Annotated in this window: 17 protein-coding genes; 8 read left to right on the forward strand and 9 right to left on the reverse strand. The window is 69.5% G+C overall.

The annotated features are described in order from the left end of the window. The first annotated feature begins 6 nt into the window (after nucleotides 1–6). Entirely contained in the window at nucleotides 7–441 is a 435-nt protein-coding gene (locus MKK50_RS00675) for a hypothetical protein (protein WP_499019688.1), read from the forward strand. A 71-nt stretch (nucleotides 442–512) separates the two neighbouring features. Here the strand turns inward: MKK50_RS00675 and MKK50_RS00680 are convergent, their stop codons facing one another. From MKK50_RS00680 to MKK50_RS00720, 9 genes are all read right to left on the reverse strand, one after another. Further along, a complete protein-coding gene (locus MKK50_RS00680) occupies nucleotides 513–1448 on the reverse strand; it encodes a LysR family transcriptional regulator (RefSeq protein ID WP_499019690.1) in 936 nt (311 codons plus the stop codon). A 91-nt stretch (nucleotides 1449–1539) separates the two neighbouring features. Further along, nucleotides 1540–3219, reverse strand: a complete 1680-nt coding sequence (locus tag MKK50_RS00685) for an OFA family MFS transporter (RefSeq protein ID WP_499019692.1) — start codon at nucleotides 3217–3219, stop codon at nucleotides 1540–1542. Between the two features lie 301 nt (nucleotides 3220–3520). Continuing rightward, a complete protein-coding gene (locus MKK50_RS00690) occupies nucleotides 3521–3811 on the reverse strand; it encodes a formate dehydrogenase subunit delta (protein ID WP_499019695.1) in 291 nt (96 codons plus the stop codon). Nucleotides 3812–4015: 204 nt separating this feature from the next. After that, nucleotides 4016–6868, reverse strand: coding sequence for a formate dehydrogenase subunit alpha (fdhF, locus tag MKK50_RS00695; RefSeq protein WP_253369150.1), 2853 nt, complete (start codon nucleotides 6866–6868; stop codon nucleotides 4016–4018). Between the two features lie 12 nt (nucleotides 6869–6880). Beyond that, on the reverse strand, nucleotides 6881–8440 hold the full coding sequence (locus tag MKK50_RS00700; protein WP_499019698.1) for a formate dehydrogenase beta subunit: 1560 nt from the start codon (nucleotides 8438–8440) through the stop codon (nucleotides 6881–6883). Further along, a complete protein-coding gene (locus MKK50_RS00705) occupies nucleotides 8437–8910 on the reverse strand; it encodes a formate dehydrogenase subunit gamma (protein ID WP_499019700.1) in 474 nt (157 codons plus the stop codon). The genes MKK50_RS00700 and MKK50_RS00705 overlap by 4 nt, the downstream gene beginning before the upstream one ends. A 445-nt stretch (nucleotides 8911–9355) precedes the next feature. Then, a complete protein-coding gene (locus MKK50_RS00710) occupies nucleotides 9356–11284 on the reverse strand; it encodes a BCCT family transporter (RefSeq protein ID WP_499019725.1) in 1929 nt (642 codons plus the stop codon). 217 nt (nucleotides 11285–11501) lie between these two features. Continuing rightward, nucleotides 11502–12719: a serine hydrolase domain-containing protein gene (locus MKK50_RS00715; RefSeq protein WP_499019702.1), complete on the reverse strand. Its 1218-nt coding sequence runs from the start codon at nucleotides 12717–12719 to the stop codon at nucleotides 11502–11504. Nucleotides 12720–12792: 73 nt separating this feature from the next. Beyond that, nucleotides 12793–13287, reverse strand: coding sequence for a DUF427 domain-containing protein (locus tag MKK50_RS00720; RefSeq protein ID WP_499019703.1), 495 nt, complete (start codon nucleotides 13285–13287; stop codon nucleotides 12793–12795). An 86-nt stretch (nucleotides 13288–13373) separates the two neighbouring features. Between MKK50_RS00720 and otsB the strand changes: the two genes are divergently transcribed. The 7 genes from otsB to MKK50_RS00755 form a co-directional block, all read left to right on the forward strand. Continuing rightward, complete coding sequence (gene otsB, locus MKK50_RS00725) at nucleotides 13374–14141, forward strand: trehalose-phosphatase (protein ID WP_499019706.1); 768 nt, start codon at nucleotides 13374–13376, stop codon at nucleotides 14139–14141. Nucleotides 14142–14241: 100 nt separating this feature from the next. Continuing rightward, the gene (locus tag MKK50_RS00730; RefSeq protein WP_499019709.1) at nucleotides 14242–15243 is read left to right on the forward strand and encodes a glucokinase; all 1002 of its coding nucleotides are present in this window, start codon (nucleotides 14242–14244) and stop codon (nucleotides 15241–15243) included. A 137-nt stretch (nucleotides 15244–15380) separates the two neighbouring features. After that, nucleotides 15381–16277, forward strand: coding sequence for a DUF3108 domain-containing protein (locus tag MKK50_RS00735; protein WP_499019710.1), 897 nt, complete (start codon nucleotides 15381–15383; stop codon nucleotides 16275–16277). A gap of 148 nt (nucleotides 16278–16425) precedes the next feature. Beyond that, on the forward strand, nucleotides 16426–16770 hold the full coding sequence (locus MKK50_RS00740; protein WP_499019711.1) for a hypothetical protein: 345 nt from the start codon (nucleotides 16426–16428) through the stop codon (nucleotides 16768–16770). A 189-nt stretch (nucleotides 16771–16959) separates the two neighbouring features. After that, complete coding sequence (locus tag MKK50_RS00745; RefSeq protein ID WP_499019714.1) at nucleotides 16960–20370, forward strand: helicase-related protein; 3411 nt, start codon at nucleotides 16960–16962, stop codon at nucleotides 20368–20370. Nucleotides 20371–20446: 76 nt separating this feature from the next. Further along, nucleotides 20447–20722: an RNA-binding S4 domain-containing protein gene (locus tag MKK50_RS00750; RefSeq protein ID WP_499019716.1), complete on the forward strand. Its 276-nt coding sequence runs from the start codon at nucleotides 20447–20449 to the stop codon at nucleotides 20720–20722. A gap of 122 nt (nucleotides 20723–20844) precedes the next feature. Next, the coding region (locus MKK50_RS00755; protein ID WP_499019718.1) for a GTP-binding protein at nucleotides 20845–21198 on the forward strand (354 nt) is incomplete at its 3' end.

The raw sequence follows: 21198 nt of genomic DNA on the forward strand, positions 1-21198 counted from the left end.
CGTCCCATGGCCCTCCTCCTTGTCCTCGCCGCCTCCCCCGCCATGGCGGAGGATTCCTGCACCGATCTGATCGACCGGGTGCAACGGGCAACGAGCGCGTCGGTGGCCGAGCGGAGCGCCGACTTCGCCCGGTTCGAGGCCGGGCCGCAGACATCATTGACGCTCTCGTGCGCGGGCGCCGACGCCTCCTCCGTCGGCGCGCAGTACAAGGGTGAGACCCCGCCCGAGGCCTACGACACCCTGTTCGTCCAGGCGGGCCATGCCGTCACGGGGATCGCACCGGATCGGCTGCGGGATGCCACCCGGCAGGCCCGCGCAAGCGCGCAGGACAAGCGCCACAGCACGGTCGAGGTGGACGGCGCCCGCGTCACCTGTGCCTTCATGCGCAAGGAGCAGGGTCCGCTCACCCTCTGCGCGGTGATCCAGCGCCCTGGCGCCTGACCTACCGGACGTCGAAGCGGGGCGCTGCCCCGCGCCCCGCCAAAGGGATCATCCCTTTGGGATCTCGATATTCAACTCGTTCCGGAGCCGTGCAGCACGGCCGGGACCGGATCCTCGCCGTCGAGGGTCCGTGCCACGGCGCGGGCGACGTTGACGAGGGCGGTGACCATCGGCGTGGCCGGGTCGCGGCGCGGGGCGACGAGGCCGATGGCGTGGCGCAGGTCCGGCTCGACGATCGGGATCGCCCGCAGGCCCTCGGTCGGCCCCAGCGCATCGGCGAGGATGGCCGGCATCACGCTCGCCCATTGCAGGGTGCGCACATGGGTCATCAGCACGACCATGGAATTGGATTCGAGCGTCGGCGCCGGCTCGCCGCCCGCGGCGCGCATCTGCTGATCGATGATGCGGCGGTTCTGCATGTTGGGCGTCAGAAGGCAGAGCGGAATCTTCGCCAGCTCCGCCCAGGTGACGCTGGCCCGGTCGTCGTAGGGGCCGCCCGCAGCGGTCAGGAGTTGGTAGTGCTCGGTGTAGAGCGGAACGGAGGTCACGCGCCCGAGGGGCTCGTTGTCGAGATAGGTCAGTCCCGCATCGGCCTCGAGGTTGTCGATCAGCGAGAAGATCTCTTCCGAGGTGGTGGAGAGTACGCTGAAGCGCACGTTCGGATAGCGCGCGCGGTACGGCGTGGTCAGCGCGGCCACCATCGGCAGCGCCGTCGGCACAGCGGCGATCCGCAGATGGCCCGACAGGCCCCTGCGGAGGGCGGCCACGTCGTCCTGCATGGCGCGGGCATCGCCGACGATGCGACGGCCCCAGGCCAGAACCCGGTCTCCCTCCGGCGTGAACCCCTGGAAGCGCGAGCCGCGCTGGACCAAGCGCACGCCGAAACGATCCTCCAGGCTCTTCACCCCCGCCGAGAGGGTCTGCTGGGTCACGCCGCAGGTCTCCGCCGCGCGCCCGAAATGCTGCTCGCGGGCGAGCGCCAGGAGGAATTCGAGCTTGTCGATCACGGTGTCCGTCCCGCCCGCGCGGTGCGGGAGGGACGGACGGTAGGCCGCGGGCGCGGCGCGCTCAAGCAACCATCCGGGCTGGTGCCCCGCCTCACCGAAACAGGATCAGCGCCTTGGACAGCGTGATCCAGATGCCCCACAGGATCGGCAGGCCGACCACCGCCCAGGCCAGGAGGGCGGCGGGCGTCACGCCGCCCCGGCCGATCCCCTGGCTGCCGCCGCGCGCCGCGGCCGATGTCCTCGCTTCCGCCGTACCCGGCTTGTCCTGAAGCGACTTCACCCGAGCCTCGTCCATGAACCAGTGCCGCGCGAGCGGCCGGACCAGGAGGTTGCAGAGGAAGCCCGCCGCGAGGAAACCGGCCAGCACCAGCATGGTGCGGGCATAGAGATCGAGGCCCTGGACGCCGGCATCGACCTGATGCTGGCGGATGGCGGTGATGACGAGGGGGCCGACGACGCCCGCCGTCGACCACGCGGTCAGCAGGCGGCCGTGGATCGCGCCGACGAACTGCGTGCCGAACACGTCGGCGAGATAGGCCGGGATGGTGGCGAATCCCCCGCCGTACATCGACAGGATGATGCAGAACATCCCGACGAACAGGGCCGTCGAGCCGAGGCCGGCGGCCCAGGGCGCGGCGGCGTAGAGCACGAGCCCGACCCCGAAGAAGATGGCGTAGGTGGTCTTGCGCCCGATCCGGTCGGACATCGAGGCCCAGAAGAAGCGGCCGAGGATGTTGAACAGCGACAGCAACCCGACGAACCCGGCCGCGATCGCCGCGACCTGCCCCTTCTCCGCCGCATCGAGCTGACCGAGCGCGATGCCGGGCCGGCCGATGAGCCCGCCGCCGAAGATTTCCTGCAGCATCGGCGAGGCCAGGGCCAGAACGCCGATTCCGGCGGAGACGTTGAGGCAGAGCACCAGCCAGAGCAGCCAGAATTGCGGGGTCTTGTGGGCTTGGTCGAGGTGGACATGGCCCGAGGCGATCATCGCGTTCTTCGCCGCGGGCGGCGTCCAGCCCTCCGGCTGCCAGCCGGCCGGCGGCACGCGGTAGCCGAGCGCGCCGCTGACCATGAAGACGAGGTAGCCGAGCCCCATCACTGCGAGCGCCTGCCACACCCCGGCCGTGTCCGCGCTGCGGAAGGTCTTGATCAGGGTGTCGGCCAGCGGCGAGCCGATCATGGCGCCGCCGCCGAAGCCCATGATCGCCATGCCGGTGGCCATGCCGCGCCGGTCGGGAAACCATTTGATCAGCGTCGAGACCGGCGAGATGTAGCCGAGCCCGAGGCCGATGCCGCCGATCAGGCCCATGCCGAGCCAGATCAACCAGAGCTGGTGCAGGTAGACGCCAAGCGCCCCGATCAGGAAACCGCCGCTCCAGCAAAGCGCGGCGGCCAGCCCCGCCTTGCGCGGCCCGGCCCGCTCCAGCCAGCCACCGAACACGGCCGCCGAGATGCCGAGCATCACGATGCCGATCGAAAACACGATGACGAGGTCGCTCACCCGCCAGTCACAGGTAGTGGTGAACAGGGCCGTGGCGACGCTCATGTCCGGGCAGGCGGCCGGGGCTGCGGCCCCGACGCTTAGAGCCCGCGACAGCGGGAGCCAGAACACCGACAGGCCATAGGCCATGCCGATGCAGAGATGGATGGCGAGCGCCGCCGGGGGCACCAGCCAGCGGTTGAAGCCGGGCTTGGCGACGGTCCTTTCCCGGGAGAGGAATGCCGGCGCGGGCTCGTCCCACGGCACGTCACCCACACCGCCTCGGCTCATGGCTCTCTCCCTCCGCCGACCCGTGCTCAGCCGGACATTCCGGCAGCCGAAATCATGTACGGTGGAGCGCAATAGCCGATTGAACCGGATTCGTCAGCTTAGCAGGCTCTCAACAATCGGCGATGAGGGCCTCTCCCGTCACCGCGTCGGCGGAGGGCGACGCGATACCGCCCCTCGAAACGGAGGGCGAGCGCGGGAGGCGTCGGGTTCGAGATCAGCCCGGAACGGGGCATCCCGGTTTCGTCCGGACGGTGAACGGGCGCCATCGTCCGGGCCCGCTCGCATCATCCAGGATCAGGCATCAACCCGCGTCGCTGGCGCCTTCGCCCACGAGCTGCGGGTTGCGGGTGGCCGGACGCACCGGACTCTCGACATTCGGCTCCTCGTGAAGCGCCCGGTGGACGAGCGCGTCGAGCCGCTCGCCGGCCTCGTCGGCGTAGCCTCCGAGGTCGCGGCGCATCTTCGGCGTCCAGAACGCCACGATGTGCTTGTGGATGCCCGAGACGGCCTCCTCTTCCGGATAGGACCGGAAGAACAGGGCGATCTGGTTGGCCATCCGCACCAGCTTGTCGTTGGGATTGGTCGCGCTCATGCCCGCACTCGGCTGTGTCTGATTGGAGAGCGCTCCCTCCCGCTCCCTCATCCTGAGGGGCCGCGCGAGCGGCCTCGGAGAAGGGCTCCAGGGATCATAGCGCGTTCCGGAGCCCTCCTTAGAGGCCTCCGCTTCGCTCCGGCACCTCAATGAGGGACAGGATCGGACGTCTGGGGGCGGGCCGAAGCCCGCCCCGTCGAGAGACTATTCCGCCGCTTCGGCGATGCGGGTCAGCGAGAAGTCCTCCTCGTAGAACTTCGCCTGCCAGTCGGAGGGCCGGTTCGTGCGTCGGATCTGCACCGCCGTCACCTTGTATTCGGGGCAGTTGGTGGCCCAGTCCGAATAGTCGGTGGTGATGACGTTGGCGCCGGTCTTGGCGTGGTGGAAGGTCGTGTAGACGATCCCCGGCTGCATCCGCTCGGTCACCTTGGCCTTCAGAGCGATGTCGCCCGAGCGGCTCTCCAGCGCGACGAGGTCGCCATCGACGATGCCGCGCACCTCCGCGTCGAAGGGGTGGATCTCCAGCACGTCTTCCTCATGCCAGCGGGAGTTCTCGGTCCGCCGCGTCTGCGCGCCGACATTGTACTGCGAGAGGATGCGGCCCGTGGTCAGGATCAGCGGGAACTTGCCCGTGGTCCGCTCGTCGGTGGGCACGTATTCGGTGATCATGAAGCGGCCCTTGCCGCGCACGAACCGGTCAACGTGCATCATCGGCGTGCCGAGCGGCGCCTTCTCGTTGCACGGCCACTGGATCGAGCCCAGTTCCTCCAGCTTCTGGTAGGAGACGCCAGCGAAGCTCGGAGTCAGCGCCGCGATCTCGTCCATAATCTCGGACGGGTGGGTGTACTCCATCTTGTAGCCCAGCGCGTTGGCGAGCAGCACCGTGCCCTCCCAGTCGCCGTAGCCGCCCATCGGAGCCATCACCTTGCGCACGCGGGAGATGCGGCGCTCGGCGTTGGTGAAGGTACCGTCCTTCTCGAGGAAGGAGGCGCCCGGCAGGAAGACGTGGGCGTACTTGGCGGTCTCGTTCAGGAACAGGTCCTGGATCACGATGCACTCCATGGCCCGGAGGCCGGAGGTGACGTGATGGGTGTCGGGGTCGGACTGCGCGATGTCCTCGCCCTGGATGTACATGCCCTTGAAGTTGCCGCCGACGGCCTCGTCCAGCATGTTGGTGATGCGCAGACCCGGCGCGTTGTCGAGCTTGGCCCCCCAGATCGCCTCGAAGCTCTCGCGGGTGGCGTCGTCGGCGACGTGGCGGTAGCCCGGCAGCTCGTGTGGGAACGAGCCCATGTCGCAGGAGCCCTGCACGTTGTTCTGGCCGCGCAGCGGGTTCACGCCCGCGCCCACCATGCCGATGTTGCCGGTGGCCATGGCGATGTTGGCCATGCCCATCACCATGGTCGAGCCCTGGCTGTGCTCGGTCACGCCGAGGCCGTAGTAGATCGCCGCCTTGCCCCCCGTGGCGTAGAGCCGGGCCGCCGCGCGGATCTCCTGCGGATCGACGCCGGTGATCGCCTGGGCGGACTCGGGCGAGTTGCGTTCCTCGGCGATGAAGCGGGCCCAGGACTCGAACTCGGCCAGATCGCAGCGCTCGCGGACGTAGTCCTCGGCGACCAGACCCTCCGTGACGATGACGTGGGCGAAGGCGTTGATGAAGGCGACGTTGGAGCCGGGCTTGAGCGGCAGGTGATGGTCGGCCCGGATGTGGGGCGACTTCACGAGGTCGATCTTGCGCGGGTCGGCGACGATGAGGCGGGCGCCCTCGCGCAGCCGCTTCTTCATCCGCGAGCCGAAGACCGGGTGGCCGTCGGTCGGGTTGGCGCCGATGACGAGGATCACGTCGGATTCCTCGACCGACTTGAAGTCCTGCGTGCCGGCGGAGGTGCCGAGCGTGGACATCAGGCCGTAGCCGGTCGGCGAGTGGCAGACGCGGGCGCAGGTGTCGACGTTGTTGTTGCCGAAGGCGGCGCGCACCAGCTTCTGGACGAGGTAGGCCTCCTCGTTGGTGCAGCGCGAGGAGGTGATGCCGCCGACCGAGTCGCGGCCGTAGGTCGCCTGGATGCGTTTGAACTCGGACGCCGCGTGGCTGATCGCCTCTTCCCAGGAGACCTCGCGCCACGGATCCGTGATCTTGGCGCGGATCATCGGCTTGGTGATGCGGTCCTTGTGGGTGGCATAGCCGTAGGCGAAGCGGCCCTTGACGCAGGAATGGCCCTCGTTGGCCTTGCCGCCCTTGTAGGGCACCATGCGAACGACCTTGTCGCCCTGCATCTCGGCCTTGAAGGCGCAGCCGACGCCGCAATAGGCGCAGGTCGTCACCGCCGCATGGTCGGGCTGGCCGAACTCGTGGATCGTCTTCTCCTGCAGCGTCGCGGTCGGGCAGGCCTGGACGCAGGCGCCGCAGGACACGCATTCGGACTGCATGAAGTTGGTCGGGCCCGCCGCCACGCGGCTGTCGAAGCCGCGGCCCTCGATGGTCAGCGCGAAGGTGCCTTGCGTCTCCTCGCAGGCGCGGACGCAGCGGTTGCAGACGATGCACTTCGAGGGGTCGTAGGTGAAGTAGGGGTTCGACTCGTCCTTGGGCAGGTAACGGTCGGAGGCCGGCTTGACGTGGTTGTCGCCGTCATAGCCGTAGCGCACGTCGCGCAGGCCGACCTGACCTGCAGTATCTTGCAGCTCGCAATCGCCGTTAGCGGCGCAGGTCAGGCAGTCGAGCGGGTGGTCGGAGATGTAGAGCTCCATCACGCCCTTGCGCAGCCGATGCAGCTTGTCGGTCTGCGTGTGCACGACCATGCCGTTCTCGGCCGGCGTGGTGCAGGAGGCGGGCGTGCCGCGACGGCCGTCGATCTCGACAAGACACATCCGGCAGGAGCCGAACGGCTCCAGCGAATCCGTGGCGCAGAGCTTCGGGATCTTGGTGCCCATATGCATCGCGGCGGCCATGACCGAGGTGCCCGCGGGCACCGTCACGCTCTCGCCATCGATGGTCAGCGTCACCGTCTGCTCATTGAGCCGGATCGGCGTGCCGTAGTCGATTTCCTTGATGAGGGTCATGCGACGGCCTCCTCACTCGGCCGCGACGGGCAGATCGCCCGCGCGCCGAAAATCCTCGGGGAAGTTGGTGATCGCGCTCATCACGGGCATGGGCGTCAGGCCGCCCATGGCGCAGAGCGAGCCGTCGGTCATGATCTCGCAGAGATCGGCGACGAGCTTGAGATTGGCCTCCGGGCGGATGCCGGAGATGACCTTGTCCATGGTCTCGACGCCGCGGGTGGCGCCGATGCGGCAGGGGGTGCACTTGCCGCAGGATTCGGTGGCGCAGAACTCGAAGGCGAAACGCGCCTGCTTGGCCATGTCCACCGTGTCGTCGAACACGACGATGCCGCCGTGGCCGACGAGGCCCTTCTTGGCCGCCATCGCCTCGTAATCCAGCGGCGTGTCGAGCAGGTCGTCGGGGAAGTAGGCCCCGAGCGGACCGCCGACCTGCACCGCCCGCACAGGACGGCCCGAGGCCGTGCCGCCGCCGAAATCCTCGATCACCTGCCGGATGGTGATGCCGAAGGCGTACTCGATCAGGCCGCCCTGCTTGATGTTACCGGCGAGCTGGATCGGCAGGGTGCCGAGCGAGCGGCCCATGCCGTACTCGGCGTAAGCCTTGGCGCCGTGCTCGAGAATGTACGGCACGGCCGTGAAGGTCATGACGTTGTTGACCAGCGTCGGCTGGCCGAGGAAGCCTTTGAGCGCGGGGATCGGCGGCTTGGCCCGGACGATGCCGCGCTTGCCCTCGAGGCTTTCCAGCAGCGAAGTTTCCTCGCCGCAGATATAGGCGCCGGCACCCAGCCGCACTTCGAGGTGGAAGCTCATGCCGGAACCGAGAATGTTGTCGCCCAGCACGCCGGCCCGCACGCCGTTGGCGATCGCGTCGCGCAGCGTCCGGAACGCCTGCGGGTACTCGGAGCGGCAGTAGATGTAGCCCCGCGTGGCACCGGTCGCGACGGCGGCGATGGTCATGCCCTCGATCAGGTTGAAGGGGTCGCCCTCCATCATGATCCGGTCGGCGAAGGTGCCGGAATCGCCCTCGTCGGCGTTGCAGACCACGTATTTCTGGTCCGATTGGGCCAGCATCACCGTGTTCCACTTGATGCCCGCCGGGAAGCCGGCGCCGCCGCGCCCGCGTAGTCCCGAATCGCGCACCTGGGCGACGACACCCTCGGCGTCGAGCTTCAGCGCGGCCTCCAGGCCGCGATAGCCGCCATGGGCCCGGTAATCCTCGACCGAGATCGGATCGACCACGCCGCAGCGATGGAAGGTCAGCCGGTGCTGCTTGGCGAGAAAAGGGATCTCCTCCGGCTTGCCGAGGCGGAGCGAATGCTCGCCGCCCTCGACAAAATTCGCATCGAGCAGGCCCTCGACATCGGCCGGCGTCACCGGGCCGTAGGCGATGCGGCCCTCAGGGGTCGCGACCTCGACCATCGGCTCAAGCCAGAGCATGCCGCGGGTGCCGGTGCGGACGATGCGCACATCGAGGCCGCGCCGCTCGGCACCGGCGAAGAGCGCGCGGGCGACGCGGTTGGCGCCGAGGCCGAGGGCGACGGCGTCCTGCGGAACGTAGAGTGTGATGCTCACGCGCGAACCTCCTTGAGGGCGGCGTCGAGGGATTCGGCGGACAGTCGAGCCAGCGGCTCGTCATCCACCAGGGCGGCAGGCGCGTTGGCGCAGAGGCCGAGGCAGTAGACCGGCTCGACGGTGACGCCGTCGGCGCTGGTGCCATGCCAGTCGCAACCCATGCGGGAGAGGATCTCGCCATGGAGCCGGTCGGAGCCCATCGCCTGGCAGGCCTCGGCCCGGCACAGCTTGACGTGATGGCGCCCGGCCGGCGGCTCGCGCCGGAAATCGTGGTAGAAAGTCAGGCAGCCATGCACTTCGGCGCGCGACAGGTTCAGCGCGTCGGCGATCATCGGCACGGCTTCCGCGTCAACGTAGCCGAACGTCTCCTGAAGCGCATGCAATATAGGGAGAGTCGCGCCCTCCAAAGATTGCAGCCCGGCGACGATCCCAGCCGCGCGGGTGGCGTTCCAAGGCTCGGGACTAGCCATGCTTTCCTGCCCAACTTGGTTTTGTTCTAAGGCTCAATCCAAACAGGGTCGGCACTAAAGTTCAATCAAGCAGTCTCGTGGTTCGACAAAAATTTTCGATCAAAACGCTTCGTTTGCGGTGCATCATCCGCTCAATGGGTATTCAAATTTTTTTTGAAATGGCAGGAAATTTTCTTCGTATGGGTCGGGCAGGGGTGTCCGGCAGGGTGTGAAATAGGCCATCCTGAGTCGTTGCGAGGGCGAAATCCGAGGCTGCTTCGGCGGTGCCGGGATGGAATGGCGGGCGGACGGACCCCAGCGCGGTGAACGCTCCCGCAGGCCCGCTATGCGCCTGGAGCGCCTCGCGGGCGATCCCGGTGATGGGATGGGCGGCGTCGCCGTCGCTGTGAAGCAGGTCGCAGGCGACCCGGCCCGCTCCCATGCCGCCCTGCGGTCCTGAGTCAGTTCAGGCCGCGCCCCGAACCGCCCGGAACTGCGCGTAGCGCTTCAGGAGATCGTCGATCACCCGATCCCGGCCATAGCCGGTGACGTCGTGCGGGCGGTCACCCTCGGAGGTCTGGACGACGGCGCGATAATGGCGCTCGTCCGACGATCTCGACGGATTCTCGGCCCAGGCGAAGCTCGGCGTCCGCAATCCACGCACCCGGATGCCGTAGCGGAAGGCGCCGCGGTCTCCGTAGGGAACGATGAGATCGATGCGCTCGCCCGAACGCACGACCTCGGGCGACAGGCCGCTCTCGCGCATCTGCCCGGCAACCGCCTCGAGGGCGGGCGCCACCGTCTCGTCGAGGAAGGTCTTCAGGTCTTCCTTCCGGTAGGAGTGGGTAATGGCCGCCAGCCGCTCCTGCCAGGACAGGCCGCCCGAAGCGGCAGTGGCCGAGGACAGGTCGAGTCCGCCGCTGCGCCCCTCCATCTGGAGGGCCCGGAGCAGGCCGTAGCAGATGAAGATCATCACGACGGAGAAGGGAAGGGCGCTGGCGATGGCCGCGGTCTGGAGCGCCTCCAACCCGCCCGCCACCAGCAGGACGGCGGCGACGGTGCCCCCGCTGATCGCCCAGAACACCCGCTGCCAGAGCGGCGGGTTGTCGGCCGCGCCGGAGGTGATCATGTCGATCACCAGCGCACCGGAATCCGCCGAGGTGACGAAGAAGAAGATCACGAGCAGCGTCGCCAGCCCCGAAGCGATGGTGCCGAACGGCAGGTGCCCGAGCATCTCGAACAGGGTGACGGGCATGTTGTCCTTGACGATGTCCGTCAGCGCCACGGCGCCGGACCGGTCCATCTCGATCGCCGTATTGCCGAACACCGTCATCCAGAAGAAGGTGAACAGCACCGGCACCAGCAGGACGCCGGTCACGAATTCGCGGATGGTTCGCCCACGCGAGATCCGGGCGATGAACATGCCGACGAAGGGCGACCACGCGATCCACCAGCCCCAGTAGAAGAGCGTCCAGCTCCCCAGCCACTCATTGGGCTTGTAGGCGTAGGTCTGGAGCGTGCGCTCGACCACGGCGCCGAGATAGGCGCCGACGTTCTGGACGAAGGCCTGGAGCAGGAACACCGTCGAGCCGGTGACCAGCACGAAGAGCAGCAGAACGACGGCAAGGATGATGTTGAGTTCGGACAGGACCTTCACGCCTCGGTCGAGCCCCGAGGCGACCGACAGCGTGGCGCAACCGGTGATGACGGCGATCAGGACGATCTGCACGAGCGTGTTGTTCGGCAAGCCGAACAGGTGGGTGAAGCCGGCGTTCACCTGCAGCACGCCGAGCCCCAGCGAGGTCGCGACGCCGAAGATCGTGCCGAGCACCGCGAAGATGTCGATCGCGTGCCCGATCGGGCCGTTGATCCGGTCGCCGATGAGCGGGTGGAGGGCCGAGCGCACCGTGAGCGGCAAGCCGCGGCGGAACGAGAAGTAGGCCAGGGCCAGTCCCACGACGATGTAGATCGCCCAGGCATGCACGCCCCAATGGAAGAAGGTCAGCACCATCGCCCGCTGGGCGGCCTCGATGGTCTTGCCCTCGCCCGTGGGGGGCGTGGCGTAATGCTGAAGCGGCTCGGCCACGCCGAAGAAGATCAGGCCGATGCCCATGCCGGCGCTGAACAGCATCGCGAACCACGACAGGTAGCTGTAGTCGGGCTCGCTGTCGTCCGGCCCCAGCTTCACGTCGCCGTAGCGGCTCAGCATCAGGAAGATCGCGAAGCCGAGAAAGCCGGCGACGACGGCGATGTAGAACCAGCCGAATTCATGCACGATCGCGGCTTGCAGGGTGTCGAACAGCGACTTGGCCTGTGTGGGGAACAGCGCGCTGAGGCCGGCGAAGGCGAGCGTCAGCCCGGCCGAGGTGAAGAAGACCGGCGGGTTGACCTGCATCCTCGGGCCCCTTCGACCGAGAGGGTTCTGCTCGGTGAGATCGCTCATGTCCGCTCGGGCTTCCCTTGGTGTCTTCGAACGATCCGGTCGCGTCGGATGCAGGCGGGCTCGCGGCTTCGGAGACGGCGATCCGCTCCGATGCCGGGAGAAAGCTCATCGACATATGTGAATAGCCGCGCTTCCGTTCCCGAGCCGCATCCGGGACGGTGAGGCGTCCTCAGATTTCGAGGGCGGCGTAGGTCAGCACCCGCAATTCCCGGCGCAGGGGCAGGGCGGAGGAGGGGATCAACTGGGTCATCAGCACCACCACCATGTCCTCGTCGGGGTCGATCCAAAACGAGGTGCTCGCCACCCCGCCCCAGGACACCTCGCCCGGCGTGCCGAGGATCTGGGCGCGAGCGGGGTCGAGCATCACCGAAAACCCGAGCCCGAAGCCGATGCCGGCGTAAGACGATTCGGCGAAGCGCGGCTGGCCCATCGAGGCGAGATCGCCGGGCAGGTGGTTCATCAGCATCAGTTCGACGGTCTTGCGCCCGAGCAGCCGCACGCCGTCGCATTCGCCGAGATTGAGGATCATCCGGCAGAAGCGCAGGTAGTCTGCCGCCGTCGAGACGAGGCCGCCCCCGCCCGAGGCGAGCGGCGGCGGCGCCAGGAACCGGCTGCCGACGCTGTCGTCGTAGAGCCGGAGCTTTCCGGCGCGATCGAAGGCGTAGTTCGCCGCAAAGCGCGCCTGCTTCTCTTCCGGCACGAAGAAATCGGTGTCGTTCATGCCGAGCGGCCGGAGGATGCGCGCACGCATGAAATCCGCAAAATCCTGGCCCGACACCACCGCGACGAAGTGGCCGAGCACATCGGTGGCGACCGAGTAGTTCCATTCCGCCCCCGGCTGAGCCAGCAGCGGCTGCTGCGCGAGCCGCGCCACGAGCTCGCCGAGCGGCAGGGTCGAGGTCTGGAAGTCGATCTCGTTCTGGCGGTAGAGCGCGTCGACGAGGGTCGCCTCCATGAAGCCGTAGGTCAGGCCGCTGGTGTGGGTGAGGAGGTCGCGGATCGTGATCGGGCGCAGCGCCGGCTCGGTCTCGATCTTGGCCCGGTTGCCGCCGGTCATCACCCGCATCTCGGCGAAGTCCGGCAGGAAGCGCGCGATCGGATCGTCGAGCTGGAACCGCCCCTCCTCGTAGAGCATCAGCACCGCGAGGGAGGTCAGCGGCTTCGTCATCGAATAGATGCGAGTGATGGTGTCGGCGGCAAACGGCTTTTCCCGCGCAAGGTCCGCGTGGCCGTGGGCGCGGAAGAAGGCGGTCTTGCCACCCCGCAGCACGCTCACCGAGAGGCCGGCGAGGCGCCCGGATTCGACGTAGCCTCGCATCCAGGCGTCGATCCGCTCCAGACGGTCGGGACAGAGGCCGACGTCTCGGGGATCGGTCTCAACCTGCATGCGCGGCTCCTCGTGTTCGTGTCGTAAGGCCGGTGTAGCGGCCTCGGCCCGAGCGGCGCCAGCCCGAAAGCCGTCACCAGCCCATGGTGCCGGGCCCGCCCTTGAACGGCCCGACGAGCCCCGGCGTGATCCAGCCACCATAGAAGCCGCCGGGCTGGGGCTCGGCCCGCACGTCGCCGATGAGGCAGGTGTCCATCGGCCCGGCATAGAAGGCGACGTAGCCGGCGATGGGCCGGAAGCCCGGCGTCGGATCGGGATAGGCCCAGGCCGCCCCCGACGCCCGTTCTCCGCCGCCCGTCACATCGAACAGCACGGCCCTGCCTTTCCATTCACAAATTCCGGCGCGGCGTGGGGGCCCGAGTACGCCCTCGGCGATATGCTGGGGCGGGATGTAGTAGGTCGGCGGGTGGCTCGTCTCCAGCACCCGGAAGCCTTCCGTGGTCGCGGCGATGGTCCGGCCGCCGAGGATGACGGTCAGCCGCTCCGGCACCGGCTCCAGCCGGGGCGGGCGGGGATAGTCCCAGACGCTTTCCTGCCCCGGACCGGGGCGGACGGGGATGGGCCGCACGGGCGCCTCCGTTGATGTCGCATCACTGGTTTGTCGCAACCGGCCCTCATGCTAGCGCATCGAGAGCCCGAGAGAAGGACGCCGCCGTGAGCGAAGCCGCACGCCAAACCGCAGACTATGCGCTGTTCCTCGATTTCGACGGCACCCTGGTCGAGATCGCCCCGCGCCCCGACGCGGTGCAGGTCGATCCCGGCCTGGTGCCCGCGCTGGAGCGCCTGCGCGAGCGGCTCGGGGGGGCGCTCGCCATCGTCACCGGACGGCCGGTCACGGTGATCGACGACTTCCTGAGCCCCGCCCGGTTCGACGTGGCCGGGCTGCACGGCGTCGAGCGCCGGGTGGACGGCCATTTGAGCGGCGGACGGCCGGAGGATCATCCGGACCTGCGCGCGGGCGTCGAGCGGCTGCACGCGGAGACGGCCCGCTACGAATCCGTGCTGATCGAGGACAAGGGCGCCTCGGTCGCCGTGCATTGGCGGCTGGCCACGCCGGGCGATGCGCAGGCGGCCGAGACCATCGTCAAGGCGGTAGCGGCCGATCTCGGCTCCGCCTACCGGCTCCAACTCGGCAAGGCGGTCGGCGAGATCGTGCCGGCCGACGCCACCAAGGGCCACGCGATCCGCGCCTTCGCGGAGGCGGCCCCCTATGCCGGCCGGCGCGCGATCTTCCTCGGCGACGACCGCACCGACGAGATCGCGTTCGCCTCCGTCAACGAGGATGGCGGCATCAGCGTGCGCATCGGCGACGGAGAGACCGTGGCCGGCCGCCGCCTCGCCAGCCCCGCCGACGTGCGCGCGCTGATCACCGCCTGGGCCGAGGGCGCACCGATCGACCTCGACGCGCTGCCCGCTGCCTGAAGGCACTTGCGGGGCAGAACCGTCCGCCGCAACGCTTGCCGAACGGCCGGCGCACCCTCTGTTAAGGTCGCGGCAAAGCACGGCGAGAAGCGAGAGGCGGATGTTCGAATTCCCGGTGCTGATCGGTGACATCGGCGGGACGAATGCCCGCTTCGGGCTGATCGAAACGAGGGGCGGGGCGCCCCGCCTCCTCTCCCGCGAGGCGACCGACGGCCATCCCGATCCGAGCGCGGCGATCCGGTCGTCCCTGGCGCGGGCCGGCGCGCCCGCGCCGCGCTCGGCGATCCTGGCGATCGCGGGCCGGGTAGATGCGCCCGCCGTCCAGCTCACCAACGCGGCTTGGCGGGTGGACGCCGCCGCCATCGGCCGGGACTTCGGGCTGGCGCGGGTCGCCTTGGTCAACGACTATGTTCCGGTCGCCGCGGGCGCGGCCAGCATCGAGCCCGACGAACTCACGCCGATCGGACCGGCGCGGGAGGACGCGCCCGGGCCCCGGCTCGTACTGGGCCCGGGCACCGGCTTCGGCGCCGCGGCCGTGATTCCCTACGGGGAGCGCCTCGCCATCGTCTCGACGGAGGCCGGCCACACCGACCTGGGGCCGACCGACGCGGAAGAGGCAGAGATCTGGCCGGCGGTCGAGCACGTCGAGGGGCGGGTCACGGTGGAGACGCTGCTCTCGGGCTCCGGTCTCGCCCGGCTCTGCGCGGCGATCCGCGCGGTGCGGGCGGCCGGCGACGGCTCCCTGGGCGATCCAGCCGAGATCACCAGCGCCGGCCTGTCGGGCGAGGATCCGCACGCGCAGGCCGCGCTCGCGCTGTTCGGCAAGCTGCTCGGGCGGGTGTGCGGGGATCTGGCGCTCACCTTCCTCGCCACCGGCGGGGTCTATATCGGCGGCGGCATCGCCCCGCGGATCGTCTCCGTCCTGCGGGAGGGCGGGTTCCGCGAGGCCTTCGAGCGCAAGGCGCCCTTCGCCGAGCAGATGCGCGCGATCCCCACCAGCGTCATCACCGTGAAGGACCCCGCCTTCAGCGGCCTCGCGGCCTTGGCGAGCCAAAGCGGGCGCTTCGTCTATCACGGGCAGGGTTGGACGCCGGATCCGTGACGCCAGGAGGCCGCCGCCCCCTATGCCCCCTGGCGTCGGCCGAACGGTCTGTTAACCATGGCAGGCGCTAAGCTTCGTCGTCCCCGCCGTCTCGTCCCGAGCGGCGCGGGAGCGTGGAGCCGCCCAGAGTCCAGACCATGCGCGCCAAGCCCATCCTTCGCGCCCACCTCCTGTTTCTCGCCGGGGCGCTCGCCCTTCCGGCCGGGACACAGGCGGCGCCGCGGGCCCACAGGGCCAAGGCGGCCCCCGCGGGCGTCGCCGTCGATTACAGCGTCAATCTCGCCGGTATCCCAATCGGCAATGCCCAGCTCACCGGCGCCTTCGAGGGCGCGCGCTACCGTATGGACGTCTCGGCGGTGCTGACGGGCCTCGTCGGCGCGGTCACCGGCGGCCAGGGCTCGGCCCGGTCCTCGGGCAGCATCGCCGCGGCGCCGCTGCCGAGCGCCTTCTCGATCGCCACCCGCACCAGCAGTTCGGGCATCGCCGTGCGCATGGCGCTGGCGGGCGGCAACGTCACCCAGGCCGAGGTGACCCCGCCGCTGCTCGATACCGGCGACCGGGTGCCGGTCACGGCGGCGGCCAAGCGCGGCGTGATCGATCCCGCGAGCGCGCTGATGATGCCGGCCCGCGCCCGCGCCGAACTCACCGATCCCGAGAACTGCAACCGCACGCTTCCCGTCTTCGACGGCGCGACCCGCTTCAACGTGGTCCTGAGCTACGGCGAGACCCGGCAGGTGGAAAAGCCCGGCTACAGCGGGCCGGTGCTGGTCTGCAACGCCCGCTACGTCGCCATCGCCGGCCACCGGCCCGACCGGCCGGGGGTGAAGTTCATGGAAGACAACCGCGACATGTCGGTCTGGCTCGCGCCCGTCGAGGGAACGCGGGTGCTGGTGCCGCTGCGGATCGCCGTGCGCACCACGCTCGGCACCAACATCATCGAGGCGACCCGCTGGACGCGGACCGGCACCGCGACCGCCAGCGGCGGCGAAGCCCAGCCGGCCGCCATCGCCGACGCGAGCCTGTCGCAGCAGTAGGTTTTGCGGATCGCAATCCAGATCGACCCGGTCATCCGCGACGCGCCCTCATCCTGAAGTGTCCGCGTCAGCGGGCCTCGAGGGATGAGGGGCCGAGCGGGACCGAGCGACGATCGAATGAGCGCCGATGCGGTTAGGAGGTGCAACCATGCGTCGGTTCGCAAACGCTTCGCCCCGCAGGAACACTCTGCGGCGCGTCTGCCTCATCCTAGCCCTCCTCGTCCCATCCTTCGCCTGGGCCGGCGGCCCCCTCACGGCGGGGCCGGATTGCGGCCCGGACGCGTTCTCCACCGCACAGGTGATCGAAGGCCGCCCGCCGCGCCGCGGCCCGCTGACGGCGATGCCCGACACCCTCTGCACGGACCTCACGCCGCAGCAGCCTCAGCCCCGGATCGACATCTATGCCTATCCCGGCGTCGGTGCCCCGGCTGGCGGGCCGGGCACCGGCGTCCCATATGAGGGACGGTCGCCGCAGCTCGCCCCGTACCGCTAGAGCATCGTCCCGAAAGGTGGCTTCCGGCTTTCGGAAAAAAGACGATGCAACAGCAAGCGCCTCGAGCATGGTCCGGGATCCGGTATCCAGGACGGTGCTCGAGCGGCCGACTTCCGATGCAGGGCCCAGTGCCCGGCTGCCCTCCGCTCCGCCGACGGCCCTCAGCGCCGTAGGGATCGCCGCCCCCGCATGACGCTCCGCACCCTTCACCGCGAGGCCCGCGCGCGCGGGGTCACGGCGGTGCTCGGCCCGACCAACACGGGCAAGACGCACATGGCCATCGAGCGGATGCTCCTGCATCCGACCGGCATGATCGGCCTGCCCCTGAGGCTCCTGGCGCGGGAAGTCTACCTGCGCGTGGTCGCCAAGGTCGGTGCTGAGAACGTCGCGCTCATCACCGGCGAGGAGAAGATCAAGCCGGACCGGCCGCGCTACTGGATCTGCACCATCGAGGCGATGCCGCGCGACCTCGACGTCGCCTTCGTGGCGATCGACGAGATCCAGCTCGCCGCCGACATGGATCGCGGCCACGTCTTCACCGATCGCCTGCTCTACCGGCGGGGCCGCGAGGAGACGCTGCTGATCGGCTCCTCGACCATGCTGCCGCTGGTGCAGGCACTGATCCCCGGCGTGCAGACGACGACCCGTCCGCGTCTCTCGAGCCTGACCTTCGCGGGCGAGAAAAAGATCTCGCGGCTGCCGCACCGCACCGCGATCGTCGCCTTCTCGGCCGAGGAAGTCTACGCCATCGCCGAGCTGATCCGGCGCCAGCGCGGCGGCGCGGCGGTGGTGCTCGGCGCGCTCTCGCCTCGCACCCGCAACGCCCAGGTCGAACTCTATCAATCGGGCGACGTCGATTACCTCGTCGCCACCGACGCGGTCGGCATGGGGCTCAATCTCGACGTCGATCACGTGGCCTTCGCCGCGAACTGGAAATACGACGGCACCCGCTTCCGCAAATTGTCCCCGGCCGAGATGGGCCAGATCGCCGGGCGCGCCGGGCGCCATATCGCCGACGGTACGTTCGGTTCGACGGGGCGCTGCCCACCCTTCGAGCCGGAGATGGTCGAGGCGCTGGAGACCCACGATTTCGAGCCCGTGCGCATGCTGCAATGGCGCAACCCGGACCTCGAATTCGCCTCGCTGGAACGGCTGCAGGCGAGCCTGGACGAACATCCGCACGAACAGGGCCTGACCCGTGCGCCGATGGGCGAGGACCAGCAGGCGTTCGAGATCCTGATGCGCGAGGAAGACATTCGCGACATGGCGAAAGGGCCGGCAGCGGTGCGCCGGCTGTGGGACACCTGCGGCGTGCCGGACTACCGCAAGGTCCACCCGCAGACCCATGCCGACCTCGTGGCCCAGCTCTACCGCTTCCTGATGCGCGGTATGGCGGGCCGCATCCCCAACGACTGGTTCGCCCGCCACGTGGCGATGATCGACCGCACCGACGGCGACATCGACGCCCTGTCCCAGCGCATCGCGCAGGGGCGGACCTGGACCTTCGTAGCGAACAGGCCCGACTGGTTGCTCGATCCTCTGCATTGGCAGGGCGAGACGCGTCGGGTAGAGGACAGATTGTCCGACGCCCTGCACGAGCGCCTCGCGAGCCGCTTCGTCGATAGGCGCACCAGCGTCCTGATGCGGCGCTTGAGAGAGAAGACGATGCTGGAAGCCGAAATCACCTCCGGCGGTGACGTCACCGTCGAGGGTCAACATGTGGGCCGTCTTCACGGCTTCCAATTCGTGCCCGACCCACAAGCCGAGGGCCACGAAGCCAAGACCCTGCGCTCCGCCGCCGACAAGGCGCTGGCCGGCGAGATCGAGGCGCGGGCCGACCGCTTCGCCTCGGCCGCCGACGCGTCGCTGGTGCTCTCGCATGACGGCATCATCCGCTGGACCGGCGATCCCGTCGCCAAGCTGACGCCGGGCGACAAGCTGTTCGAGCCCGGCATCCGCCTCATCGCCGACGACAGCCTGTCCGGTGCGTCCCGCGAAAAGGTCGAGACGCGGCTGGCGGCATGGCTGCGCGCCCACGTCGTGCGCCTGCTCGGGCCGCTGATGGAGATCGAGACGGCGGCCGACCTCACCGGGCTCGCCCGCGGCATCGGCTATCAGGTGGTCGAGGCGCTCGGCGTGCTGGAGCGGGCCAAGGTGGCGCACGAGATGCGCACCCTCGATCAGGACGGGCGGGCCAATCTCCGCCGTCACGGCGTGCGCTTCGGCGCCTACCACATCTTCCTGCCCGCGCTGCTGAAGCCGGCCCCGCGCACCCTCGCCGCCCAGCTCTGGGCGCTGAAGAACGGCGGCCTCGACCAGCCCGGCCTCGACGAGATCGCGCATCTGGCCAGTTCCGGCCGCACCTCGATCAAGGTCGATCCCAACATCGCTAAGGGCCTCTACCGCGCCGCCGGCTTCCGGGTCTGCGGCGAGCGGGCGGTGCGCGTCGATATCCTGGAGCGGCTCGCCGACCTGATCCGCCCGGCCATCGCCTACCGCCCCGGCACGACCCCGGGCGAGCCGCCTGCCGGCAGCGCGGACGGCGACGGCTTCGTCGCCACCGTCAACATGACCTCGCTCGTCGGCTGCTCGGGCGAGGATTTCGCCTCGATCCTGAAGTCCTTGGGCTACGTCGCGCAGAACCGTGCCGGCCCGGCCATCACCGTGCCCCTGGTCGCGGCAGCACCGACCGTCCCCGCCGCACGCCCCGACGAGGTCGCATCCCAGGAGACGGCGACCCAAGACACCGCCAGCGAGACATCGGCGACCGAGGAGACACCGGTCGACGAAGCGGCAGCCGAAGCGACGTCGCAGGACGCGACCGCCGTCGATGCCACGGCCGAGCCGAGCGACGAGACGGCGCCTGCCGAAGCAACGTCCGACGCCGAGGGTGAAACCGAGACCGTCACCGCCGAGGCCGAGCCCACCGCGGGAGAGACGGTCGAAGCACCGGCCGAAGCGGATGCCCCGGTCGAGGAATCGGCACCGAGCGAGGCCGAGACGGCCCCCCAAGCCGCCGCACCGATGCCGGTCGAGACCGCCGATGCCGCGCAGGCGGCTGCGGCGACCGGAGAGGTCGAGGCGGTGGACGCCGCCGATTCGGCGATCCCTGCGGACGAGCCCTCCGCGGATACCGAATCGGCAGAAGCAGGCACGGAAGCGACCGAGGCTGCGCCGGCCGCTCCTGAGACTGTCGAGGTCTGGCATCTTCACCGTCCGCAGCGTCACACCGGTCAGCGGCCCGGCCGCGGCCAGGGACGTCCAGACGGACGCCAAGAGGGCAGACAGGACGGCCGTCAGGATGGACGCCAGGGCGAGCGCCGCAACGACGGCCCGCGCCGTCCCCGCGAGGACCGTCCGGAGGGTGGACGTCCGGCACGGGCCGACGGACGGGGCGACAGCCGCCGCGAAGGTCAGGGCGAGGGCGCCCGCCGCGAGCCGCAGGGCGGCCGCAACCGGCCCGAGCGCCGCGACGAGAACCGCCGTCCCAGCACCGAGCCGCGCCCACCGCGCCGCGAGCGCCAGCCCGATCCGGATTCGCCCTTCGCGGCACTCGCCGCACTGAAGGCGAAGCTGGAATCGGACGGGGGCAAGCGCTGAAGCGCCCGCCCCACGAGGGGTTGCCTGCCTTCAGGCAAGCCGGTGCCATGACGGTTCCGGCGGCCATGATCGCCGGATGAGCGCGGGGCGCCAGCGCCTCGACAAGTGGCTGTGGTTCGCGCGCTTCGCGCGGACCCGCTCGATGGCGGCCCGGCTCGTGAGCGACGGGCATGTCCGCGTGAACGGCATCCGTGCCGACGCGCCGGCCAAGGCCATCCATTGCGGCGACGTGCTCACGGTCGCCGCCCCCCACGGGACGATGCTGGTGCGGGTGCTCGATCTCGGCGAGCGCCGCGGCGGCGCCCCGGAGGCGCAGCGGCTCTACGAACCGGTCGGCGAGGCCGGTTCCTGACCCCTCGTTCAGCGCGATCCGCCCCTTCGGCAAACCTGGCGCTTGATCATCGTCGCACAAGCCTCTAATCGGTCCGCGCCTTTACGCCCGGCTCACGGCCGGTCCCGCGGTAGGATTGCACGATGGCCAAGGAAAAGTTCTCCCGTACCAAGCCGCACTGCAACATCGGCACGATCGGGCACGTGGATCACGGCAAGACGTCGCTGACGGCGGCGATCACGAAGGTTTTGGCGGAGTCGGGCGGGGCCACCTTCACGGCCTACGACCAGATCGACAAGGCGCCGGAAGAGAAGGCGCGCGGCATCACGATCTCGACCGCCCACGTCGAGTACGAGACGACCAACCGCCACTACGCGCACGTCGACTGCCCCGGCCACGCCGACTACGTGAAGAACATGATCACCGGTGCCGCCCAGATGGACGGCGCGATCCTGGTCGTGTCCGCCGCCGACGGCCCGATGCCGCAGACCCGCGAG

It is taken from the genome of Methylobacterium sp. J-043 (assembly GCF_022829505.1).
Lineage (GTDB): Bacteria > Pseudomonadota > Alphaproteobacteria > Rhizobiales > Beijerinckiaceae > Methylobacterium > Methylobacterium extorquens_A.